The 21,740-nt window shown below is 25.0% G+C and carries 22 protein-coding genes; 3 read left to right on the top strand and 19 right to left on the bottom strand.

The features are described from left to right. Positions 1-10: 10 nt before the first annotated feature. Genes ASUIS_RS02750 through ASUIS_RS02735 form a run of 4 tightly spaced genes read right to left on the bottom strand, consistent with a single transcriptional unit; the run spans position 11 to position 1,949 of the window. Positions 11-871, bottom strand: coding sequence for a polyprenyl synthetase family protein (locus ASUIS_RS02750; RefSeq protein WP_118887630.1), 861 nt, complete (start codon positions 869-871; stop codon positions 11-13). 4 nt (positions 872-875) lie between these two features. Continuing rightward, complete coding sequence (locus ASUIS_RS02745) at positions 876-1,196, bottom strand: YbaB/EbfC family nucleoid-associated protein (protein ID WP_118885613.1); 321 nt, start codon at positions 1,194-1,196, stop codon at positions 876-878. Continuing rightward, positions 1,189-1,572: an aspartate 1-decarboxylase gene (gene panD / locus ASUIS_RS02740; RefSeq protein ID WP_118885612.1), complete on the bottom strand. Its 384-nt coding sequence runs from the start codon at positions 1,570-1,572 to the stop codon at positions 1,189-1,191. The genes ASUIS_RS02745 and panD overlap by 8 nt, the downstream gene beginning before the upstream one ends. A gap of 14 nt (positions 1,573-1,586) precedes the next feature. Beyond that, entirely contained in the window at positions 1,587-1,949 is a 363-nt protein-coding gene (locus ASUIS_RS02735) for a (2Fe-2S) ferredoxin domain-containing protein (RefSeq protein ID WP_118885611.1), read from the bottom strand. A gap of 145 nt (positions 1,950-2,094) precedes the next feature. Here ASUIS_RS02735 and ASUIS_RS02730 point away from each other — a divergent pair, with 145 nt between their 5' ends. Then, positions 2,095-2,628, top strand: coding sequence for a peptidylprolyl isomerase (locus ASUIS_RS02730; protein WP_118885610.1), 534 nt, complete (start codon positions 2,095-2,097; stop codon positions 2,626-2,628). A 30-nt stretch (positions 2,629-2,658) separates the two neighbouring features. Here ASUIS_RS02730 and ASUIS_RS02725 read toward each other — a convergent pair whose 3' ends face one another. The 15 genes from ASUIS_RS02725 to ASUIS_RS02655 form a co-directional block, all read right to left on the bottom strand. Further along, complete coding sequence (locus ASUIS_RS02725) at positions 2,659-4,011, bottom strand: response regulator (protein WP_118885609.1); 1,353 nt, start codon at positions 4,009-4,011, stop codon at positions 2,659-2,661. A 21-nt stretch (positions 4,012-4,032) separates the two neighbouring features. After that, positions 4,033-4,512, bottom strand: coding sequence for a chemotaxis protein CheW (locus tag ASUIS_RS02720; RefSeq protein ID WP_118885608.1), 480 nt, complete (start codon positions 4,510-4,512; stop codon positions 4,033-4,035). Positions 4,513-4,584: 72 nt separating this feature from the next. Next, complete coding sequence (xseA, locus tag ASUIS_RS02715; protein ID WP_118885607.1) at positions 4,585-5,838, bottom strand: exodeoxyribonuclease VII large subunit; 1,254 nt, start codon at positions 5,836-5,838, stop codon at positions 4,585-4,587. 17 nt (positions 5,839-5,855) lie between these two features. Then, entirely contained in the window at positions 5,856-6,566 is a 711-nt protein-coding gene (ubiE, locus tag ASUIS_RS02710) for a bifunctional demethylmenaquinone methyltransferase/2-methoxy-6-polyprenyl-1,4-benzoquinol methylase UbiE (RefSeq protein ID WP_118885606.1), read from the bottom strand. A 25-nt stretch (positions 6,567-6,591) separates the two neighbouring features. Next, positions 6,592-6,831, bottom strand: a complete 240-nt coding sequence (locus tag ASUIS_RS02705; protein WP_226799973.1) for a hypothetical protein — start codon at positions 6,829-6,831, stop codon at positions 6,592-6,594. Between the two features lie 5 nt (positions 6,832-6,836). Continuing rightward, the gene (locus tag ASUIS_RS02700) at positions 6,837-7,628 is read right to left on the bottom strand and encodes a P-loop NTPase family protein (RefSeq protein ID WP_118885604.1); all 792 of its coding nucleotides are present in this window, start codon (positions 7,626-7,628) and stop codon (positions 6,837-6,839) included. Positions 7,629-7,707: 79 nt separating this feature from the next. Continuing rightward, positions 7,708-8,532, bottom strand: coding sequence for a TIGR00282 family metallophosphoesterase (locus tag ASUIS_RS02695; protein WP_118885603.1), 825 nt, complete (start codon positions 8,530-8,532; stop codon positions 7,708-7,710). Positions 8,533-8,578: 46 nt separating this feature from the next. Further along, a complete protein-coding gene (locus tag ASUIS_RS02690) occupies positions 8,579-11,056 on the bottom strand; it encodes a PAS domain-containing sensor histidine kinase (protein WP_118885602.1) in 2,478 nt (825 codons plus the stop codon). 1 nt (position 11,057) lies between these two features. Further along, positions 11,058-13,076 (bottom strand): PAS domain S-box protein, encoded by a 2,019-nt coding sequence (locus tag ASUIS_RS02685; RefSeq protein WP_118885601.1) that lies wholly within the window; start codon positions 13,074-13,076, stop codon positions 11,058-11,060. Positions 13,077-13,080: 4 nt separating this feature from the next. Beyond that, positions 13,081-13,458, bottom strand: coding sequence for a response regulator (locus ASUIS_RS02680; RefSeq protein WP_118885600.1), 378 nt, complete (start codon positions 13,456-13,458; stop codon positions 13,081-13,083). A 1-nt stretch (position 13,459) separates the two neighbouring features. Continuing rightward, on the bottom strand, positions 13,460-14,863 hold the full coding sequence (locus tag ASUIS_RS02675; protein ID WP_118885599.1) for a methyl-accepting chemotaxis protein: 1,404 nt from the start codon (positions 14,861-14,863) through the stop codon (positions 13,460-13,462). An 80-nt stretch (positions 14,864-14,943) separates the two neighbouring features. Continuing rightward, positions 14,944-16,047 carry an aminoacetone oxidase family FAD-binding enzyme gene (locus ASUIS_RS02670; RefSeq protein ID WP_235659484.1) on the bottom strand — a complete coding sequence of 368 codons (1,104 nt, stop codon included), beginning with the start codon at positions 16,045-16,047 and terminating at the stop codon, positions 14,944-14,946. Positions 16,048-16,076: 29 nt separating this feature from the next. Beyond that, the gene (locus ASUIS_RS02665) at positions 16,077-17,327 is read right to left on the bottom strand and encodes an ArsS family sensor histidine kinase (RefSeq protein WP_118885597.1); all 1,251 of its coding nucleotides are present in this window, start codon (positions 17,325-17,327) and stop codon (positions 16,077-16,079) included. Then, positions 17,324-18,001, bottom strand: coding sequence for a response regulator transcription factor (locus ASUIS_RS02660; RefSeq protein WP_118885596.1), 678 nt, complete (start codon positions 17,999-18,001; stop codon positions 17,324-17,326). The genes ASUIS_RS02665 and ASUIS_RS02660 overlap by 4 nt, the downstream gene beginning before the upstream one ends. A gap of 3 nt (positions 18,002-18,004) precedes the next feature. After that, positions 18,005-18,478: a Spy/CpxP family protein refolding chaperone gene (locus ASUIS_RS02655; RefSeq protein ID WP_118885595.1), complete on the bottom strand. Its 474-nt coding sequence runs from the start codon at positions 18,476-18,478 to the stop codon at positions 18,005-18,007. 143 nt (positions 18,479-18,621) lie between these two features. Between ASUIS_RS02655 and ASUIS_RS02650 the strand changes: the two genes are divergently transcribed. Beyond that, entirely contained in the window at positions 18,622-20,730 is a 2,109-nt protein-coding gene (locus tag ASUIS_RS02650) for a cache domain-containing protein (protein ID WP_118885594.1), read from the top strand. A 6-nt stretch (positions 20,731-20,736) separates the two neighbouring features. Then, positions 20,737-21,738, top strand: coding sequence for an endonuclease/exonuclease/phosphatase family protein (locus ASUIS_RS02645; RefSeq protein WP_118885593.1), 1,002 nt, complete (start codon positions 20,737-20,739; stop codon positions 21,736-21,738). The last annotated feature ends 2 nt before the right edge of the window (positions 21,739-21,740 follow it).

Raw genomic sequence — 21,740 nt, 5'->3', positions numbered from 1 at the left:
GTTAAAATTTTTATTTATGTCTATTTATATATTTCAAAAGAAGTTCTTCTAAAGACTCTTTTAAATTTGAATCAAAAATATTAAGTGTATTGATACATTTTAAAGCTAATTCATCTGCACTTTTAATTGCACCAGCTAATCCTAATAAATTTACAAAAGAGTTTTTACTTCCATCATTTTTTGTAGTTTTTCCAGCTTCCAAAGAAGTACAAGTTTCATCAATAATATCATCTTGAATTTGAAATAATAGCCCTAAATCAATTCCAAAATTGTAAAGTTTTTCTTGAGTTAATAAATCATATTCACAAATAATTGCACCCATTTTTAGACTTGCAGCTATTAATCTTGCAGTTTTATGAATATGTAAAAACTCCAATTGATTTAATTCTAATTTTTGATTTTCAAAATAACAATCAATTGCTTGACCAATTATCATACCATTAATTCCACCATTGAAGCTTAAACACTTAATTAACTCAACTTTTATATCATTTGATAAAGATGCATTTGAAATTAAAGAAAAAGCTTCAGTATTTAAAGCATCACCAACTAAAATAGCAGTAACTTCATCATACTTTTTGTGTAAAGTTTGAAATCCTCTTCTTAAATCAGCATTATCCATAGCTGGTAAATCATCATGAACAAGTGAATAAGTATGTAAAAACTCTAAACCTAAAGCAACAGGTAAAGAGTTTGGAATCAAAAGACTTTTGTTAGATTTTACAACACTCAATAAAAGCATTGGTCGAAATCTCTTCCCACCAGCTTTTAACATATCGGCAAGGGCATCTTCGAAATATGGATGGAAAGTTTTTGAAGTAGGAAGATTATTTATTAAATAATCTTCAAATAAAGATAGTAGTTTTTCCATAATATTATTTTTGTCCAAAAGACCCTAATCCACCCATCATATTCATAGCCATCATTTTTTTATTTTCATCACTTTGTTTGATTACATCATTCATGCATGAAATTAATAAAATTTGTAATGAATCTTTATCTTCAAGAAGTGAATCATCAATTTTTAAATCAATTACTTCAGAATTTCCATTTATAGAAATTTCAATCATTCCACCACCAGCTTTTGATGTGAAAATTCTTGAAGCATTTTCTTCTTTAGCATTTTGTGCCATATTTTGAAACTGATTTAACATATCACCTAAATTTAAGTTTTTTAAATCCATTCCATCAAACATGGTCGCTTCCTACTAGTTCATGAGTTATTAGTTCTATATTATTTTTTTCATCAACTAAAACTACTGTTGGTTTATAATTTTCAAGTTCAGATTCATTGTAAGAAGCGTAAGAAATAACAATAATTTTATCACCAATTTCTACTTTCCTAGCAGCTGCTCCATTAAGACACATATCTTTTGAACCAGCTTTTCCTTTTATAACATAAGTTTGGAATCTTTCACCATTATTAATGTTTACAATATCAACTTTTTGTCCAACTCTTAAATTTGATGCTTTCATTAAATCTGCATCAATAGTGATAGAACCAACATAATTCAAGTTTGCATCAGTTACAGTTGCCCTATGAATTTTGCTATATAGCATATCAAATGTCATATATAAATCCCTTTTTATTTTACTAAATTAATAGCTTCGCCCCAAAACTGAGAAGGTATTAAATACTCTTCAACTGGGTTTCCACCTAATATATGTTCATCTATTATTTTATCTATTTTTTCCTTAGACAAAGAAGAATACATAAAGTGTCCTGGTTCTACTAACATTAGTGGTCCCATTTGACATCTTCCTAAACATGAAGTTCTTATAATTTGAACAGGTCCCATTACACCTGTTTTCATTAAACTTTGAGCTGTGTGATTAAATAAATCTCTTGTATTTTCATTTACACATGATGGTTTTGGCATTCCAGGAGGTGATGATTGTTCACATTTAAATATATAAAATGTTGGCTGTGGGATACTTGGCATTTCCATAAATTTTCCTTTTTTAGAGCAGGCTATAACACTTTTTTGAATTTTAACACTTTTTTTTTAAATTCTACTAAAAAACTCTTCTTTATCTTTTTTTAAATCTAAAATAATATACTATTTCCCAAATTTACTACATAGAGGGTTATTTATGAAAAAAATATTGTTTACTCTTTTTTCATTTGTTTTACTTTTAGAAGCAGCAAATCCAATTGCTACACTAGAAACTTCAAAAGGAAATATCAAAATTGAGTTAAGAGCTGATTTAGCTCCAAAGGCTGTAGAAAACTTTGTAACGCATTCAAAAAATGGTTATTATAATGGACTTATTTTTCACAGAGTTATCAAAGATTTTATGATTCAAGGTGGAGATCCAACAGGAACTGGTGCGGGTGGTGAGTCTATTTGGGGTGGAAAATTTAAAGATGAGTTTGCTCCAAATGCAGTATTTGATAAAGCAGGAATTTTAGCTATGGCAAATTCAGGTCCAAATACAAATGCTAGTCAATTTTTTATTACAACGGTTGCTACTTACTGGTTAAATGGAAGACATACTATTTTTGGTTACGTTAAAGAAGGTTTTGATGTTGTTAAAAAAATTGAAAATGTAGACACAAATGGAAAATATGAAGGAAATAAACCTTTAGAAGATGTAAAAATTATATCTATAAAAATAGAAGAATAAATCAAGATTTTCTTGATTTATTTACTTTAGTTAACCAAATATTTTACTCATAAAATTTTTATCTCCATGTGCAATTATTTGTTTTTCAAGATTTTCAATTTTAACTGTTTCTTGTTTTGCTTTTTCTTTCCAATATTCTAATTTTTGTAATAAAATTTCATCGGTTTGAATAGAATCTATTTTTTCAGTTAAGTCATTTATTTTATCTTCTAATTCACCAATTCTAGTCTCATAATTTACTCTTTGTTGAGAAATTAGTTTTTCGCTATCCAATTCAAGTTGAGCCAATTTATCTTTTATTTTTTTATTTTCTAATCTTAAATCACTATTTTCTTTTGAAAACTTAAATGCTACATTTGAATTTGTATTTTTTTTATATAAACCTAATTCTGTTTTAAAATTTTTATTTTCTAATCTGAATTTTTCATTACTATATATATACTTATCTATATTTTTTAAAGATTGTTCTAGTTCAAATTGAGTTTTTTCTAACTTATGTTTAAGGTCATTAATTATCTGATTTTGTTCTAAATTTCCCTCTTTGCTTCGTATAAAAATATCACTTTTTTCTTTCATTAACGCTAATACAATTTCTCTTTTTTTATTTAATTCTTCAGTAATATCTCTTTGAATTGAAATTGCACCAGTCATTTCGCCTGTTTCATCAAGATTTGGAATAACAAAAGCATCTGTAGTAAAAGCTGTTCCATCTTTTTTTATATTTTTAAGTTTCCCTTGCCAAGGTTTGTTATTTAAAATATTTGCATATAAATTTGTATAAATATCACTTGCCATATCTTGGTACTTTAAATACTTTAGCTCTTTACCTATTAAATCATCACTTTCAAATCCTGAAATTTGACAAAATAATTCGTTGACATAAGTAATATTTAAATGGGTATCTGTTTTTATAACTATATTATTTGAGTTAATTATTTCTTTATATTTTTCTAACTCTTCTCGTTGTTGTTTTAATAAAGATTCTTGGTATAAATTACTAACTATGTCATTACATAAAGATAATAAATATCTAACATCAATTGGTTTTACTATATATTCTTGAACTCTTAGTTTTATAGCTTCTGCTAAAAATTCACTATCAGAATGTGCCGTTGCAAAAATAATTGGTATTTTATTATCAAGAGTACGAATCTTTTTTATCATCTCAATACCACTTAATTCTGGCATATTAAGATCAGTCAAAATCAAATCTATTTCATCTTGATTTTCTAAAAAAGTTCGTAATCCTTCTTTACCATTTTTCGCCACATGAACCATAGAAAAGAAATTTGCTAATAACTGTGATAGTTCAACTCTAATTACATCATCATCTTCAACATACAAAAGGGTAAATTTCTTTAACAAACTTTTATCTATACTCATAAAATCACTTATTATTTATTTTTAATCTCTTAATTCGTCTTTTGCAACAACTCTTTCAATATCCATAACAACAAGCATTTGGTTATTTGCAAGTCTTATATAACCTTTTAAATATTTTGAAGGTATTGCAGAACCCATTTCAGAAACAGCTGCTAACATACTTGTATCAAGTCTTTGTACATCATCAACTAAATCTACAACAATTCCTATAATTCTTTTATCTTCAGTGATAACAGCGATTACTGATGTATTTTCATCATAAGTTCCAGGACCTGTGTTAAATTTAAGTCTAACATCTAAAATTGGAACAACTTCCCCTCTTAAACTAATCAAACCTTTTACCCATTTTGAAGTATTTGGTAAAGGAGTAATATTATCTGGATAAGTTAGAATCTCTCTAATTTTTGGTAATTCAATAGCATACTTCATTGCACCCAGCTCAAATGTCATAAACTCACTAGTATTTGCATAATCTATAACTTTTCTTTCATTATCTTCCATAGTACATTCCTTTTAATTACTTCTCGAGTTTTTACTTGTTTTTTATTATTCTACCTACTGTAAACTTAAATTTTATTGTTTTCTAATTTCATTTAAAATACAGTTCGCAATATATTTAGGTGTTTGTAGTTGAATTTTATCCCCTATTTTTAAATCTTCTAAAGAAATTATTTTATTATCCTTAGAAATTTGTACAAAACCATTTTTATCTTTTTTATCGGGATGATTTAATTCAAAATTTGATTTTAATAAATCTATTTGATTTTGAGTTTTCAATAAAACTGCTGAAAAACTATTTTTAAAACTATTCTTTAATAAATTTAGTTCATTTGAAGAACTTAATATTTTCTGTGATAAATCAGTTTTAAATGAAGATTTTAAAAGATTTATCTCTGTTTGAATATAGTTAAATTTTGTTTCAATAGAGTTTTGTTCAAACAATCTTTTCATATTTGATAACTCTTGTTGTTTGTTAAATAATATATTTTTCAATCTATTATTGTATTCATTTTCAAGAGAATCTAAATAAATTCTATGTTCATTTATATCAGGTAATGCAATTTCAATTGCATTTGAAGGAGTTGCAGCTCGAATATCAGCCACAAAATCAGAAATCAGATAATCAACTTCATGTCCAACAGCTGAAATAATTGGAGTTTTTGCTTCATAAATAGCATTTGCTACAATTTCCTCATTAAATGCCCATAAATCTTCAATACTTCCACCACCTCGACCTACAATCATAATATCACAGTGTAATTTATCAGCATATTTTATAGAGTTTGCTATATCAAAAGCAGAACCTTCGCCTTGAACCAAAGTTGGAACTAAAATAAATTCTACCAATGGCCATCTATGAGTTGCTACTTTTTTCATATCTTCAATTGCTGCACCAGTTGGTGAAGTAACTATTGCTATTTTTTTTGGATATTTTGGAAGTGGTTGCTTATAATTTCCATCAAAATAACCTTTTGCTTCAAGTTTATTTTTTAATTGTTCAAAAGCAAATGCTAAAGCTCCTTGTCCTGAGGGTTCAATTTTATTGCATAAAAGTTGATAATTCCCCCTTGGAGCATAAACTGTAATATTTCCATTGATTACTACTTTTTGACCATTTTCAAGTTGAAATTTCAAGTATTTTGTATTACCTTTGAACATAACACATGAAAGTGTTGAACTCTCATCTTTTATTGAAAAGTAGATATGTCCTGAACTATGATGGGTAATATTTGAAATTTCTCCTTCCACATAAATTTGGATAAAAGTAGTTTCTAAAAGTGATTTTATTTGAACATTTAAAGTTGATACTGAGATTGCTTTATTCATATTTTAATGCTAGAAAATTATATTTTTCTAGCGATTATTAAAGTAGAAATATTCATAGAAAATGCTTTCACATGAATTGGCTCAAGACCAGAAAGTTTTAACTCTTTACATAAATTTTCAGTTGTTAAAAATTCATCAATTGAGTTTGGTAAATATGTATATGCTTCTTTATTTTTTGAAATTAATCCACCTAAAACTGGTAATATTTTATTCATATAAAAATCAGTTAAATGATCAAGTAATTTTTCTTTTTTATTTTTTGTAAATTCATTAATTACAACTAGACCATCTTTTTTCAGAACCCTTGCAAACTCATCAAAAGCTTCTTGTCTTTGAACTACGTTTCTAATTCCATATGAAATAGAAATAATATCAGCACTATCATTTTCAAGAGGCATAGATGCAGCTCCAGCTTCAATAAACTCAACTTCAGGAAGTTTCTTTTTTCCCACTTCCATCATTCCAACACTAGGATCTACTCCTACAATATTTTGTAAATTTATTGAATTTTCATTTGCAACTTTTTTCCAAAATAAAATCATATCTCCAGTTCCACAAGCTACATCTACAATTTTTTCAATAGCTTTTTTACCATAAAGATTAAATGCTAAATTACAAGCCTTATTTCTCCAAGACTTATCAATTCCCATTGATAAAACCCTATTTGCTACATCATAAGTTCCTGCAATATCATTGAACATTGATACAATTTTTTCTTGTTTTTCCATCTATATTTATCCTATTTTCTTATTTTTATAAAAGATATTTACCTATTAATAAACCTATAATCAATCCTATATTAGTTGCAACTGCAATAAACATATATGATAATTTTTTGTCTGCATAAGGAAGTTTATTTATAATATCTTCTTGGTGTTTTAAAGTTATTTCAAAATTTTGTGATGATTTTTCTAAATCATCGGCTGCACGTCTTAGAGCAATTTCAGAAAATTCCATTTTTTCAACAAGCTCTTTAGCTTGTTTGAAACTCATATCACTCATTTTTTAATTTCAATCCATCTATCTAAATCACAAAAGATTTTATTTAAAGTGTTTAATACATAATCTTTTGCTTCTGTTTGAATTCTTCTAAAAAATAGATATTTTCTAGCACTTTCAATATCGCCCACTTCTTTTGCTTGAATAGCTTTTGCAGCAAAATCTGTATTGTTATAAGCCATTTCCCAAACTGTTGAACCCAAATATCTACTCATTGTGATTACTTTATCGTTTTTAACTGGAAAATATTTTGGATCTTTTACGAAATCACAAATTACAGAGTTTGATTCTAAATATTTATGTCCAAAAAAATTAATAAATTGTTCATTATAATAATCTTCATCCATCGAAATAGCTCTATTTAGGGCAAAAATTATATTATCTTCTGGATTTTTTTCTATTTTTCTGATTTTTTTCATGGTTGCTATTGCATTTTTTCCATCAAGTTCACCATCACCTAAAGGAATAATCCATTTAACATTTCCAAAAGAACCAACTTTTTTAATCTCATCAAGAACTAAAGATGAAGTTTTATTTCCACCAACATCAACGATTACTTCATGATTATCATCCATTAAAATGAGTTCATCAAGTTCATTTAATCTATTTGTTCCTAACATCTTTTTATTTACAATTTCTGTTCTTGTAAATGATTTTGAGTCGTTATTTTCATCATCTATTTCAATATAAGTGATTTTTTTGCCATGTTTTTTATACAAATATGGAGCAATAACCTGCATAGCAACTGTAGATTTACCTACACCACCTTTTGTTTGTGGAATTATAATCATCAATTAAACCTTTGGATTTTGTAATTATATAGTTGATTTATTCTATCGTAATTTTTATTAATTCCGTATAGTTTAAATGTCAATCAATGTAGGCTTCTGTGATAAATAACTTGGGATTATTACAATATTTTTTAATTTTAAAAGCACTAGATGCTTTTCCATCTTCAATATCAACAACCATCATTTGTAAAATAGATTTACATGAATTTGGAACTTCAAAATGCCCACCAATTCCTGTTGTTACTTTTTGAATAGGAATTTTATTTTCCATTCCTATTACATTATCTCTACAACCAGTTAATCCAATATCTGTTAAATATGCTGTATTTTCAAATATTTGTAAATCATCAGTTCCCACATGAGTATGAGTTCCACAAATTGCACTTATTTGATTTTTAAACATCATTAGCATTATTCTTTTTTCACTTGTTGCTTCTGCATGAAAATCCAGAAAAATATTTTTTATATTTTGTTCTTGAAGATTTGTTACTAATTTTTTAGCCCAATTGAAAGGATTTTCAACCGTTGGCATTCCATAAATTCCCATTAAATTTATAACTGCTAGTTTTTCAATTCCATTTGAAGTTTGTATTTCGCAGATTTTAACGCCACTTCCAACTAAACCTTCTGGATAATTATCAGGTCTTAAAACATTTGAAGTTTCTAATAAAACCATCATATCTTTTTTCTTATCAAAGCTGTGATTTCCACCTGTGATTAAATCAATTCCACTTTTTAAAAGCTCTTTTGCACCTTCAGTTGTTAGTCCAAAACCATGACTTGCATTTTCACCATTTGCAATTACAAAATCAATTTCAAACTCTTTTTTAATTTTTGTTAAATTTTCTTTTATTATTTTTCTTCCAGGACGACCTACAATATCGCCGATAAAGCCTATTCTCATCTATCTTCTTTATTTAATTTTTTTCTTATTGTATAAAAATAAACTTTTATTCTTCTTCATACTTTTGTAATCTAATCTCAAATACAGCTCCAAAATCTTCATTGTAAGCTCTTATAATTCCATCTTGTTCATCAATTATTTTTTTCGCAATATTTAATCCAACTCCCATTCCACTATGTACTTTTGAAGAAATAAAAGGCTCAAATATCTCATTTATAATCTCTTTATTTATTCCACCTGCACTATCTTTAAATCTTATTATCACTTCATTATTTTCTTCAAAAATATTGATATTTAGTACTCTATTTTCATAATCATCAATTTTTACTAATTCATCTAAAGCATTGTTTATAACGATAATCCAAACTTGTTCGATTCTTTGTTTTTGGATTTTACAAAGATATTTATATTCATTTTTATTTATTGAATCTATATCAAATAATTTACCATTTAAATATATTCTAGAAACTTGTCGTGAACGATTATATGCCATAGTTAAAGAAGTTATTAAAGTAGCATAAATATTTGTTTCTTCTTTTATCTCTTTACTACTTTGAGACATTTCTCTCATTGATTCAACAATATTTGCAATTCTATTGATTCCTTCTTTTATTTTTTCACTATCTTGTTTCATTCTTTCTTGAATTTCACTTTGTGGTAAATCAAAAATATCATATTCCATCAACTCTAAATTACCTTTTATATATGTAAGAGGAGTATTTATTTCATGGGCAATTCCAGCAGCTAATGAACCAATTGAAGTTAATTTTGCATTTTTTATTTGCTCTTGTTGGTGAATCTTATCTTTTTGGATACTTTTTTCTACTTCTTGATTTATTCGTAACTCAAGATTTTGATTTAATTCTTGTAATTTTCTTTTATCTTCCAAAGAGTTAACCACAAATACAAAATGTTTTTTATCGGATAAAAGACTTAAAGATAGTTCAAGATGAATTAATGTTCCATATTTTTTTACAAAAATCTTTTCAATATTTGAAATAGTTCCTATTTCTCTGGCTTCTTTTAATATTTTTGACAAAAGTTCTTTTGAATTTTCAGGAACAATATCAATACATTTCATTTCAAATAACTCTTCATCTTTATATTTTAAAAATTTAGAAAAAGTACTATTTATTTTTTTAAAATTTCCTTCTAAATCAATCAATGCAATACCACTATTTACATTTTCAAAAATTGCATTATATTGTTCAACTTGATTATTTATATTTTTATATAAATCTTCGATTTTTTTCTTATTAGTTGTATCATAAGTGATTATTGTATAACCAACTATTTGTTTTAAATTATCAAAATTTGGTTCAACAAATAAATCAACCCAAAAAGATTCTCCATCTTTTTTGATTCCTTTTATTTCACCAACATAAGATTTCCCCTCTTTTACAAATTTCCAAAGTTTTATATACTCTTTCTTTTTTGTATCTTTATGAATTAACATTTTATAATCATGTCCGATTAATTCACCTTTTGAAAAACCTAGAAAATAGCAAAAAGCTGAACTAACTTCTAAAATGACATTGTTTTTACTCATTCGAATAAACATAATATGTTTATCAATAACTTTTTGATTTTCATTTAGTTCTATAAAACTTTTTTTAATACTTAAATCCAGATTTTTATTTTCATCTTCAATTTTTTTATTTAACTTTGCTATTGGTTTAGAAAAAAGCAGGGATAATATTACTGATAAAATTAAACCAATAATGATTATAGATTTATAATATTCTTGAAAATAATTATTATTTACTTCTTGTTCTATATTTACAATAAAAATAAAATATTTATTTTCGTTCAAATAAGTTTTTTTCGATATAAACTCATTTGTCAAATAGGCATCATCTTTTTTTATATTATTTAATTCATTTTTATAAATTTCAAAGTTTTTATTTTCGCCATTTACTACACTATTATTATCTGAAATTACTAAAGTTTTTTTGTCAAAGTTATTGTAAATATTTGCAAAAAAATTACTAAAATCAACTTTTAAAATTAGAAAATAATTTTTTTCTCTTAAAATAAAGTTAATTATATTTGGTTTTTCTAAATCTGAATTAACATGCCAAATTTCTTGTTCTTTTAAAGTTCTAATATCTTTATAATAAGAATTTGAATAAATATTTTGAAGTTTTTCATCTTTAATGATTTTTATATTTCCCGAATTATTTGTAACTTTTATTATCTCTTGGGCATCTAAAGAAACAACTTTAAATTCAAGAATATTTTCATTATTAAAAAGTATTTTTTTAAATAAATCTAGTGCTTTTTCTTTATCTTGTATTTCTAAGAAATTCTTCTGACTTAATAAAAAAAGCTTTTCATCAAAGGATTTTACATAGCTCTTAAAACTATTTTCTTGATGTTTTAAAATATTTATTATATTTTCTTTTTCTTTCTTTTGATTATGTAATTTATAAAAATTATTAAAAGCAAAAGAAGAAAAACCTAATAATAAAATAGCAAAAACAATAAATGCTAAAAAAAGTTTGATGTAGAATGAAACTCTCATTTTATATATTTTCACTTTTTAGTTTTATATAATATGTCGTATTATAGTTTGTATTTTCAAACCAAAAAAGACCTTTATTTTTTTCAACAAAAAGTTTTACTAAATATAAATAACTATTTGAGTGTCTATTTTCATCTATTTTTTTATTTTCACCTTTGAGGTTATCTTCAATTTTTATCAATAAATCATCTTCTTTTATGACATTAATTATCATAGAAACTTCATCTTGATTATTTAACTTTTTTTGTTCTATACAATTTTTAATCATATTAAATATGATATTTTTTAGTTCGTTAAAAGAGATAATTGTAGAAATTTCACTTTCTAAATCATATTTAATTTTTATATTATTTGCTTGAAGTTCTTCTTGAGTAGCTAAAATTGACTCTTTTATAACATCTGTTAAATTTGATTTTTTCTTTTGATTTTGTTGGAAAAGATATTTTATTTCATTTAATACTTCAGATAAATTTTTCAACTCAAACTCTGTTTGTTGAATTAATTCTAATTTATCTTTACTATTTTCTTCATTTTTTATAATCACTTTTAAGTTATAAATTAACGAAGATATATTTAAAATCGGTTGTTTCCATTGATGCCCTAATGAATCTATAATTTTTGACATTAATTGTACTTTTGTACTATCAACCAAAGTTTTATCTTTCATTCTTATCTCATTTAACTTATTTGATAAATCCTCTTTTAAAAGCTTATTTATTTTTTCTAACTGTTTAGTATCTGTTATGTTTGATCGAATTGAGATGTAACCTATAACTTTATTTTCATAATCATATTTAGGAAAGATTACACCTTTTATCCAATAAGAATTCCCATATCTATCTTGGTTTTTTATTTCGCCTTCCCAAATTTTATTTGTTTGTAATTCATTCCAAAGTTTTTCAAAAAATACACTTGAAATATTAGAATGTTTTAAAAGATTTACATTTCTGCCTAATAACTCTTTATGTGAATAACCAGAGATTTTGCAAAATGGTTTTGAAGCATAAGTTATAATTCCTTCTAAATCTGTTTCAACTTTTATTACATTATCATCAATTTGAGTGTGTAATTCTTGATACTTTTTATCAATAATTAATTTTTGTGTTTTAAAATATTTTACTTTAAAAGAGAAATAAAATATGATAAAAATCAAAAAAGTAACTATTACAAATAAAACATCAAAGTACTTTTCAATTTTTCCTATATTTGAATTCTTATTTGAATTAAAAGCCACTAAATATAAACTATTTTCATTTGTAAGTGATTTTAATACAGGAATAAAAACTACAGGAAAATCAATAGCATGATTTTTTGTAATTAAAGAAAAATCTTTTGATTTATTGATATTATCAATTAGTAAACTTTTTTGTGAGTCTGTTAAATTAAAATAAAAACTTTTATTAAGTTTGATTTGATTTGAAATTATCATTGAAAATGAAAATTCATTGTTGTATTCTAGTTTTTTAATTAAAGTAGCAAAATTAAACTCTATATTTATAACACCTAAAAAGTTCAAATTCTCATCAAATATAGGTTTTGAAAATATTAAAAAATAGTTATCATCAACTATTTTAAAACTACTTAACTCTTTTTTGTTTAAAATAACCTCTGCTACAATTTTTGAACTATCATCTACAAAATTTTCTTGCATACTTAACAAAAGTTTATTTGAAGAGGAATAAAAACTTATGTCATTTACATCTAAGGTTTTATAAAAAAGATAACTATCTTTTAGATGATTATAAATCTCTTTTTTGGCTTCGTTAAGATTTGTGTTATTGATATTTTTGAAAGTTTTAATAAGTTGTTTATTTTTTACAAACTCATTAAAATATATAAGTTCAGAGCTATTTTTATATTCATTAGAATATTTTAAATACTCTTTATGTACAAACTTTTTATAGTTTTCCAAAGAGTATTGAATTTCATCTTCTTTAAATATATTTATAATAAATATTAAAACAAAAAGCGAAGTTAGGAAATAAAAAAAATACCTAACACCAAGGCTTTTATCATTCATTGTTTTATGACTTTAAAACTTCTAATATTTTCTTTTCTAAAGATTGTAAAGAATCAAAAGGTTTCATTACATAATTTGTTGCGCCCTCTTTATGAGATTTTAACACTTTATCTAAAGTTGAATATGCTGTCATCATGATTACTTTTTGTTCTAAATCTTTTGCTTTTAGTTTTTCTAAAACTTCTAAACCATTCATTTGTGGCATCATAATATCTAAAAGAACTATATCTGCTTTTGAATTTCCCAAAGCACTTAAAGCTGTAATTGGATTAGAATAAGTTGTAACTGAAAAATCTGGATTTCTTGATAAAAATCTACTTAAAACATTTAAAATTTCTGTTTCATCATCTATAATTGCAATAGAATATTTTTCATTATTCATACTATTTCCCTTGTTCAAATAATTTATTTGCAGCTTCTTTCATAAGCACATCATTTTTTTCTTCTAAAATTCTATCTAGATAAATAAATACTTGTTCGCTTCCATTTTCCACTAATGCTATTTTGTCTTCAATTAATTGTTTAGAACAAGAAACACTATGTCCTGAACACTCTTTTGCTAATAAATTTGCTTCATGGTGAACGGTATGGTGATGTTTTTCTAGACCTTTATATGATGGAACAAAACTAAATTGTTCTTTTCCAAGTCCCGTGTCATACCATTTTCCAAGTCTACAATTATGGTGATCAACTGCGTTGAAGTTATGTTCTCCACCAAAGATTAATTGATATAGATTGTTTTTATAAATAACGTGGTCAAGTTTTGCAAGATTTATAAAGATTTTATTTGAAATACTTTCAACTTCATAAACTGATCTGTTTGAATTTTTTTGGAAAGTATTCATTAGTTTACTTAAAATATCAATTCTTGATTTTGTTTCATTTACAACTGAGGCTACAGTTTCAGAACTATCTTTGATTTTTCCTGTTTCACTTTGAATAGAATTTACAACATCTTTGATTTGTTTTGCTGCATCTGCACTTCTATTTGCTAGATTTCGCACTTCTGCTGCAACTACTGCAAATCCTTTTCCAGCTTCACCAGCAGTTGCAGCTTCTACTGCTGCATTTAATGAAAGAATATTTGTTTGAAATGCTATTTCTTGAATTATATTAATAACTTGTGCAATATCTTTACTTTTTGAAACCAATGAATTTACAACTTCATTTTCTACTTCAATCTCTTTATGTAAATTATTTGTATCTGATACTATTTCATTAATCAGATTTAAACCTTGAGTTGAACCAGTTGCTGTTTCTTTTGATTCTTTTGCCATTTCTTGAAGTTCATCAAGTAAAGATAAATATGTTTTTTGAGTATTATTTAAAGAGTTAGTCATATTATTGTTATGTCTATCTAATAAACCACCATTTTTATTATCGTGGATTGAAGTTCTTCTTAATGAAACAATTTTGTAGTTTTCATAAGTTTTTATTACCACATTTGCTTCACAATCTTCCATAATTAAACGACTATTGTTTTCTAAAACTGCATTTAAAACAACATTAAAATCTTTTATATTTGTACGAGCTAGGTTATTTGAGAAAAATAATTGGTTTTTGTCATCAAAAACAACCAAACCTTCTTCTTGAGAATGACTAGCTATTTGTTTAAAAACTTCAAGTTTTTTTTCATTCTTTGTAGCCATTTTTTCTAATTGCTTAGAAAAGTCATTTTTTATCTCTTCTTTTTCTTCATCTTTTAAAAGAAGTTGATTTTTTAAGTCTTCTATCTCGTTTAATAAAAGTGTAACTTTTTCTTCTAAATTTTTATTTCCAAAAAACATTTATAACCTTTTTTAATACCTTGCGAATTAGAGAAGATAATATCTAAAATTTTATAAATTATTTATAAAAATAACTTTTTTTACTTATTTAATTCCCTTGCACAGACCATCGCTTCACTAAATGTAATCTGAAAATTAAATCCTCCAAGTTCTCCTGTTATGTCTAAACATTCACCTAAAAAATATAAATCTTTTTGTTTTAAACTCTCAAAACTATTATGATTTATTTCTTGAGTATTTATTCCACCTTTTGTAACTTCTGCTTTTGTATATCCAAAGTTCCCAGCTGGGGCAAACTCATAATATTTTAATGATTTTAATTTCTCTTTTTCTTCAATACTTAAACTTGAAACACTTTTATCTTCTATTTCAACTGAAGCTAAAAATTCTTGAATAAATCTTTTTGGAAGAGGCAAAGCTGAAGAGATTATTTTATTCCCTTGGAAAAATGTTTCTATTCTTTGTTTAGGTAAAAAATCTATGGCCATTTTTCCTTTTTTCCAATACAAAGAACTTGTTAAAATAACAGGTCCAGAACATCCTTTATGGGCAAATAAAAGTGAACCTTCAAAACTTTTTTCATCAATAAAAGTAAAAACTGGCATTGAAATACCTGAAAGATTTTTAAACCAAAACTGCTCTTTTTGAACAGTAAATCCAACAAGTGCAGGTTCTAGTTTTGAAATACTATGTCCAAACTTTTTTGCCACATCAAAAGCTATACTTGAAGCTCCTAAAACTGGATATGATAATCCACCACTTGCAATTACAACTTTTTTTGCTTCTATTAATTTAGAATCAGTTTTTATTTTAAAGTGTTTATCAAAATTCACATCTAAAACTGTTGTATTTAGATATTTTTTAACATGGGTTGTAAGTTTTGTAAACATATCAATAACATCTTGACTAGAGTTACAAAAATATGTTCCTTTTACTATTTTTGGATTTATTTTTGGGTTTACACCGTTTTTATTTAAAAAAGCCAATAAATCATTTTTTGAAAATTTTTCTAAAAGTTTGGATACAAAGTCCCTATCACCTAAATAATTATGTGAAGTTACAAGTTCATTTGTAATATTACATTTAGCTCCACCAGAAACTTTTATTTTTGAACCAATTTTTGCATTTGTGTCTATAAGACAAATATTATCAAATCTTTTTTTATCTAAATTTGAAGCTAACATCAAGGCACTTGCCCCTGCTCCAATAATTGCTATATCGTAGATGATTCACCCTTTTTGCATATAAATCTATTTATTCCATCTGTATATTCATACTCCAAAATATAACTATTTGCTTTTAAAATATTATGAATTATATATAATCCTAAACCAAAAGAATCTTTTTGTTTATCTTCATTTGAAAAAAATGGTTCGAAATAATTTTCTAATGGAAATTTTAGTTCATTTCCTATATTTTCAAAAATGATATTTTCGCCTTCCGTTTTTATAAATACTTCTTTATTTGGAGAATATTTAATTGCATTATCTATTAAATTTTTAACTGCAATTGAAAAAAGTTTGAAGTTTATTTCTAGTTTTTTATTTTCATATTCCAAAATAACATGTTCATCTTCAACCATCAAAATATCTTTGGCATTGTCAACAATATCATCTAAATAATAAAATCTTTTTTCTATATTTTTATTTGAAGAAATTAACTCTTCTATTGAAGCAAATTCATTTATAAGAGATTCTAATCGATTAAAAACTGATTTTAATTTTTCATTATTTTCAGCATTTTGTTCTAATTGAGTTAAAAATTTTCCTTTTGTAATTGGAGTTTTTAGTTCATGCATAATATTTCTAATAAAAATATTTCTAGCTTCTTTTACACTTTTTAGTTTTAAAGCAGATTTTTTAAACTCTATTGCTAAAAGTGAAACTTCATCTTTGGCATTTGTATTACAACATTCAAAATCAAAATTTTCATCACCAAGAGTTTTTACTTTATCTTTTAAAATCTTTAAAGGCATTAATTTTCTAAAAGTTATTAAATAAACTAAAATAATAGTAATAAATAAAATTGCAAAAACTAAAATAATATAAATATGACTACTACTATTTGTTGTGTTATTATCTTGAATTAAAATAATTTCACCTTTTTTCTTCATATAAATGTAATTTATATCATCTAAACTAAGTATTTTAAAAACATCTCCATGTTTAGGATGTGTTCTTTCAAATAGTATTTTAGTTTTTGAATTAGATGTTACAGCGTTAATTTGAGACATTTGAATAAAAAGTTTATAATTTATTTCCTCTAAACTTTTAATAAATTCTTCATCAAAACCTATTTCATCTTGTCTATTTATCATTTTAGTAACAGGAATATATTTATCTAAAAGCTGTCCTTCTTTCATTCTATAATCATGGGTTATTAGTATTAAAAAACTGATTATTACTAGAAAAATTGATATGATAAAACTTACGCTTATTGTAAAAAATATTGATTGTCTATTCATTGTATAAATTTATATCCCATTCCTCTAATTGTATGCAAGAACTGTGGTTCTTTTGGATTTTCTTCGATTTTATGTCTTATTCTATTTATTATAACAGCAAGTGAACCTGAGCTTTCATAATCTTGATTTAATAAATCAGAATTATCAAATATATCTTCCCTTGAGATAATAAAACCTTCTCTTTTTAATAAAAGTGATAAAACTTCAAATTCTGCTGCTGTTAATTTGATATATTTTCCATTTTTAGTTATCTCTTTTTTAGATTCATCTAAAAGAAATATTTTATTTATTATTTCTTCTTGAATATTTGAGTGATTAAATCTTCGTAAAATTGTTTTTATCCTAATTTCAAGTTCTCTTGGATCATAAGGTTTTGGTAAATAATCATCAGCTCCTAGTTGTAAAGCTGTCACTTTATCTGTTATGTCACTTCTAGCACTTGAAATAATAATTGGAATATCAAAATTTTTTACTATTGCTTTACAAACATCTAATCCATCCATTCCAGGAAGTGTTAAATCTAAAATCACAAGGTCAAATTTATTGATTTTTAAACTTGAAAGAGCCAAAAATGGCTCTTCGTAGTTGGTAACTTCCATATTAAATTGCTTTAAGTATTGGGTTAGAACACTAGCTAATTCTAAATCATCTTCAATCATTGCAATTTTAATCAAAATTTACCCTTTAATTTTTTCTTCAATTTTTTGATTCATTTTTTCTTTTCTTAAATCCATAAGAACTTTGAATTGTTCTTTTTGTTTAGGAGTCAAAACAGCATAAGATTTTTCAATAATTTCTGCTTGAGATTTTAACATATTATCCCTTTTTTCGCTCATAATCTGAACATATTTAGCTTTGTCAAATCCATCTTTTGAGAATGCTTCATCTTCAGATTTCATATTTTTTCTGCTATCTTGCATAATTTGTTCTAATTTAGTTTTTTGTTCACTTGTTAAATTTAACTCTCCAAACATATGGAACATTCCACCTCTTTGATTATCCATTTTATGCATTTTGTCATCTTTCATCATGCATTTAGAATCACCTCTTTTTTCTTCACCTCTTTTATCCATGTCAGCAGCTGCAAATAAACCACTTGCTAAAATTACACTTAAAACTAATCCTGATATTACTTTATTTTTTGTTGTCATTTTCAATCCTTTTATTTTTGATATGTGAAAGTATGACATGGGGATTTTAACAATTTATGAATTGAATATTAACGCAACCTTAATGAGAAAAAGAAATATCTTTGGATATACTTATTCCTTAAAATACAATATAAGAATTCAAATTGCAATTATCAAATTTTATAACAAGAGTTATCTTCACAACAGCCTTTATATCTACTTTTTTGGCATTTAGTATCTCTATTATTTTTCAATATAAAAATTTTCAAAACGATAAAGTACACATTAGAGAAGAGTTTACTCAGTTAAAAAAAGAACAAATAAAAAGAGAAGTTCTAAGTGTTTATAACTTGATTGAACAAAAAGAAGAGTTATTAATAAACTCAGTAAAAGCAAAGTTAAAAGAAAGAGTTGGGCAAGCTAATAATTTAGCAATGAATATTTATAATGAAAACAAAGATACAAAAACTCAAGAAGAAATAGAGTTATTAATAGCAAGAGCCATAAATAATATAAACTATGAAAATGACAAAACATATTTTTTTATAAACAGTAATAAGGGTCGAGCTATACTTTTTAATAAAAAGATAGAACTTGATTCATATAAAGATGTTTGGAAATTAAAAGATGAAAACAATAATTTTATTGTTCAACTACAAGCTAAAATTGCTTTAGAAAATAAAGAAGGTTTTTTAGCAAATACTTTTGTAAAACCAAATTCGCAAGATACTAAACAATATTCTAAAATATCTTTTGTTGAGCTATTTGAACCATACAATTGGCATATTGGAATGGGTGAATATTTAGATGATATTCGAAATTATGCTAAAAATGAAATGTTAGAATTAATCTCTAGTGTTAAATTTAGTGGAGATAATTATCTTTTTGTTAATACCATAGATGCACAAACTTTGGTTTTTGAGGGAAGAAAAATAGAAATTCCAGCTACTCATCCATATAAAAATATTTTTCAACAACAACTAGAAGTTGCACAAAATCCAGAAGGTGGATTTTTTTCTTATAAATTTAAAAAAATAAATACAACAAAAGAGTATGACAAAATATCTTTTGTAAAGAAATATGAAAAATATAACTGGATTATTGGTTGTGGAGTATATTTAGATGAAGTTGAAAAAGAGTTAATAAGAAAAGAAGCTATTTTTAAAGAGACGATTTATCAACAACTTATTTATATGTCAATTATGTTTGTTTTGATAATTATAGGTTTATATCTTACTTCTAAAAAAATATTTAAATTTATAGATATAAATATAAATCATCTAATTTCATCTTTTGAAAAAGCTTCAAAGGAAAATAAAAAAATTGATACTCAAAATTTAACTTATAAAGAGTTCGTTTCTCTTGCAAATAATTTAAATATTACCCTTGAAAATAAAAATGAAACAGAAATAAAATTACAAGATTACATACAAATTATTAATGAAAATATAATTATTTCTTCTACAAATAAAGATGGTTTTATATTAGATGTAAGTGAAGCATTTTGTAAAATTTCAGCTTATACAAAAGAAGAATTAATTGGGAAAACTCATAAATTAGTAAGGCATCCAGATACTCCAACAAAATTTTATGAAGATATGTGGAAAAAACTTCTTGATGGTAATATTTGGAAAGGTGAAATCCATAACCAAGATAAAAATGGTAGAGAGTATTGGGTATATGCCATAATAAAACCTATTTTTAGAAAAGAAGAATTAGTTGGTTTTACAGCAATTAGAACAAATATTACAGATAAAAAACATATTGAACATCTATCTATTACAGATGAATTAACTCAACTTTATAACAGAAGATTTTTTAATATTAAAATCGTTGAAGAAATAAATAGAGCAAAAAGAGAAAATAATCACTTCTCCTTTTTAATTATGGATATTGATTATTTTAAACAATACAATGATACTTACGGTCATCAAAAAGGTGATTTGGCTTTAGAAAGAGTTGCTAATCTTTTGAAGAAAAAATCAAGTAGAGGAAGTGATTTTGCCTTTAGATTAGGTGGAGAAGAGTTTGGAATAATTACAACGTTAGATAAAGAAAAAGCCATTGAATTTGCAAATCTAATAAAAAATGAAATTGAAAATCTTCAAATTGAACATAAAAAAAGTGAAATATCTAAATATTTAACCATTTCAATAGGAATTGTTTCAAAAGAGGGAGTCGATATAAGTGATAGTGACACTTTGTATAAAGAAGCTGATGATTGTTTATATGAAGCAAAAAGATCAGGGAGAAATAGTATTTTTATACTTTAAAAAAACATGAAAATAAGAGTAGGAACATTTAATCTTTTTCAATTCGTTGAACCGCCATATTCATGGTATACAAAAAAAGAAAAATTTACAGTTGAGCAATGGAGCGAAAAAACAACTTGGATAAAAAATCAAATTACAGATATGAACTGTGATATTATAGGTTTTCAAGAGGTTTTCTCAAAAAAAGCTTTAAAAACTTTACTTAATGAATTGGGCTTTAAATACTTTAAAACAATTGATAGTTCAAGAACTGATAAAAAAAATGAGTTAGTTTATACAACCACTATTGTTGCACTTGCTTCAAAATATCCAATTAAAAATCTAAAAAAAGTTGAGATTGATTTTTCAGCACTAAAAAAACATCATTTAAATGGTTTTTTTAAATTTGCAAGAGAGCCAATAAAAGCAACTATAACCCTGCCAAGTCAGAAAGAGTTAGATATATATGTTTGCCACTTAAAATCAAATAGAGACAATGAATTTGAATATGTTTTTACAAAAGATGCCACATTAAATGAAAAAAAAGAGAAAGTAAAAAAAGCTTTAGAAGAAGATTATTCAAAATCTCTAAAACAAAGACTTTGTGAAGCTAGTTCTATTTTTAGTGATATAAAAAGAACATCAAATCCAGCTATTTTAATGACAGATTTAAATGATAAAGAATTTTCAATAACAATTGAAGCTTTAAGTAATAAAAAATATCATGATGAAACTTTTAAAAAAGATGATTATTTGATGCTTGATGCTTACCACTATTTTGAAAAAAGAGTTTACAATCCACATCCTGAACAAAAAGAGATAAAAAGAACACCAACAAGTTATTTTGCTGGAAAAGGAAATGTTTTGGATTATATTTTTGTGTCAAGTTTATTTGATAAAAATAAAAAAAATAGTATTGGGAAAATCAGCTCTTATGAAGTTTTTGATAAACATTTACAAAAAAACCAAAATGGCTCACTTCTAAATAGTGACCATGCACAAGTTGTTTGTGAGTTAGAATTTAATTAAAC

The sequence above is a fragment of the Arcobacter suis CECT 7833 genome (assembly GCF_003544815.1).
GTDB classification, from domain to species: domain Bacteria; phylum Campylobacterota; class Campylobacteria; order Campylobacterales; family Arcobacteraceae; genus Aliarcobacter; species Aliarcobacter suis.
Note: the sequence above shows the minus strand (reverse complement) of the source record. Positions and strands in the feature narration are given on the sequence as shown.

Excerpts from the sequence above, each read along its gene's own strand:
- ASUIS_RS02750 (WP_118887630.1), bottom strand. The coding sequence starts at position 871 with ATGGAAAAACTACTATCTTTATTTGAAGATTATTTAATAAATAATCTT.
- ASUIS_RS02745 (WP_118885613.1), bottom strand. The coding sequence starts at position 1,196 with ATGTTTGATGGAATGGATTTAAAAAACTTAAATTTAGGTGATATGTTA.
- panD (WP_118885612.1), bottom strand. The coding sequence starts at position 1,572 with ATGACATTTGATATGCTATATAGCAAAATTCATAGGGCAACTGTAACT.
- ASUIS_RS02735 (WP_118885611.1), bottom strand. The coding sequence starts at position 1,949 with ATGGAAATGCCAAGTATCCCACAGCCAACATTTTATATATTTAAATGT.
- ASUIS_RS02730 (WP_118885610.1), top strand. The coding sequence starts at position 2,095 with ATGAAAAAAATATTGTTTACTCTTTTTTCATTTGTTTTACTTTTAGAA.
- ASUIS_RS02725 (WP_118885609.1), bottom strand. The coding sequence starts at position 4,011 with ATGAGTATAGATAAAAGTTTGTTAAAGAAATTTACCCTTTTGTATGTT.
- ASUIS_RS02720 (WP_118885608.1), bottom strand. The coding sequence starts at position 4,512 with ATGGAAGATAATGAAAGAAAAGTTATAGATTATGCAAATACTAGTGAG.
- xseA (WP_118885607.1), bottom strand. The coding sequence starts at position 5,838 with ATGAATAAAGCAATCTCAGTATCAACTTTAAATGTTCAAATAAAATCA.
- ubiE (WP_118885606.1), bottom strand. The coding sequence starts at position 6,566 with ATGGAAAAACAAGAAAAAATTGTATCAATGTTCAATGATATTGCAGGA.
- ASUIS_RS02705 (WP_226799973.1), bottom strand. The coding sequence starts at position 6,831 with ATGAGTTTCAAACAAGCTAAAGAGCTTGTTGAAAAAATGGAATTTTCT.
- ASUIS_RS02700 (WP_118885604.1), bottom strand. The coding sequence starts at position 7,628 with ATGATTATAATTCCACAAACAAAAGGTGGTGTAGGTAAATCTACAGTT.
- ASUIS_RS02695 (WP_118885603.1), bottom strand. The coding sequence starts at position 8,532 with ATGAGAATAGGCTTTATCGGCGATATTGTAGGTCGTCCTGGAAGAAAA.
- ASUIS_RS02690 (WP_118885602.1), bottom strand. The coding sequence starts at position 11,056 with ATGAGAGTTTCATTCTACATCAAACTTTTTTTAGCATTTATTGTTTTT.
- ASUIS_RS02685 (WP_118885601.1), bottom strand. The coding sequence starts at position 13,076 with ATGAATGATAAAAGCCTTGGTGTTAGGTATTTTTTTTATTTCCTAACT.
- ASUIS_RS02680 (WP_118885600.1), bottom strand. The coding sequence starts at position 13,458 with ATGAATAATGAAAAATATTCTATTGCAATTATAGATGATGAAACAGAA.
- ASUIS_RS02675 (WP_118885599.1), bottom strand. The coding sequence starts at position 14,863 with ATGTTTTTTGGAAATAAAAATTTAGAAGAAAAAGTTACACTTTTATTA.
- ASUIS_RS02670 (WP_235659484.1), bottom strand. The coding sequence starts at position 16,047 with ATGTTAGCTTCAAATTTAGATAAAAAAAGATTTGATAATATTTGTCTT.
- ASUIS_RS02665 (WP_118885597.1), bottom strand. The coding sequence starts at position 17,327 with ATGAATAGACAATCAATATTTTTTACAATAAGCGTAAGTTTTATCATA.
- ASUIS_RS02655 (WP_118885595.1), bottom strand. The coding sequence starts at position 18,478 with ATGACAACAAAAAATAAAGTAATATCAGGATTAGTTTTAAGTGTAATT.
- ASUIS_RS02645 (WP_118885593.1), top strand. The coding sequence starts at position 20,737 with ATGAAAATAAGAGTAGGAACATTTAATCTTTTTCAATTCGTTGAACCG.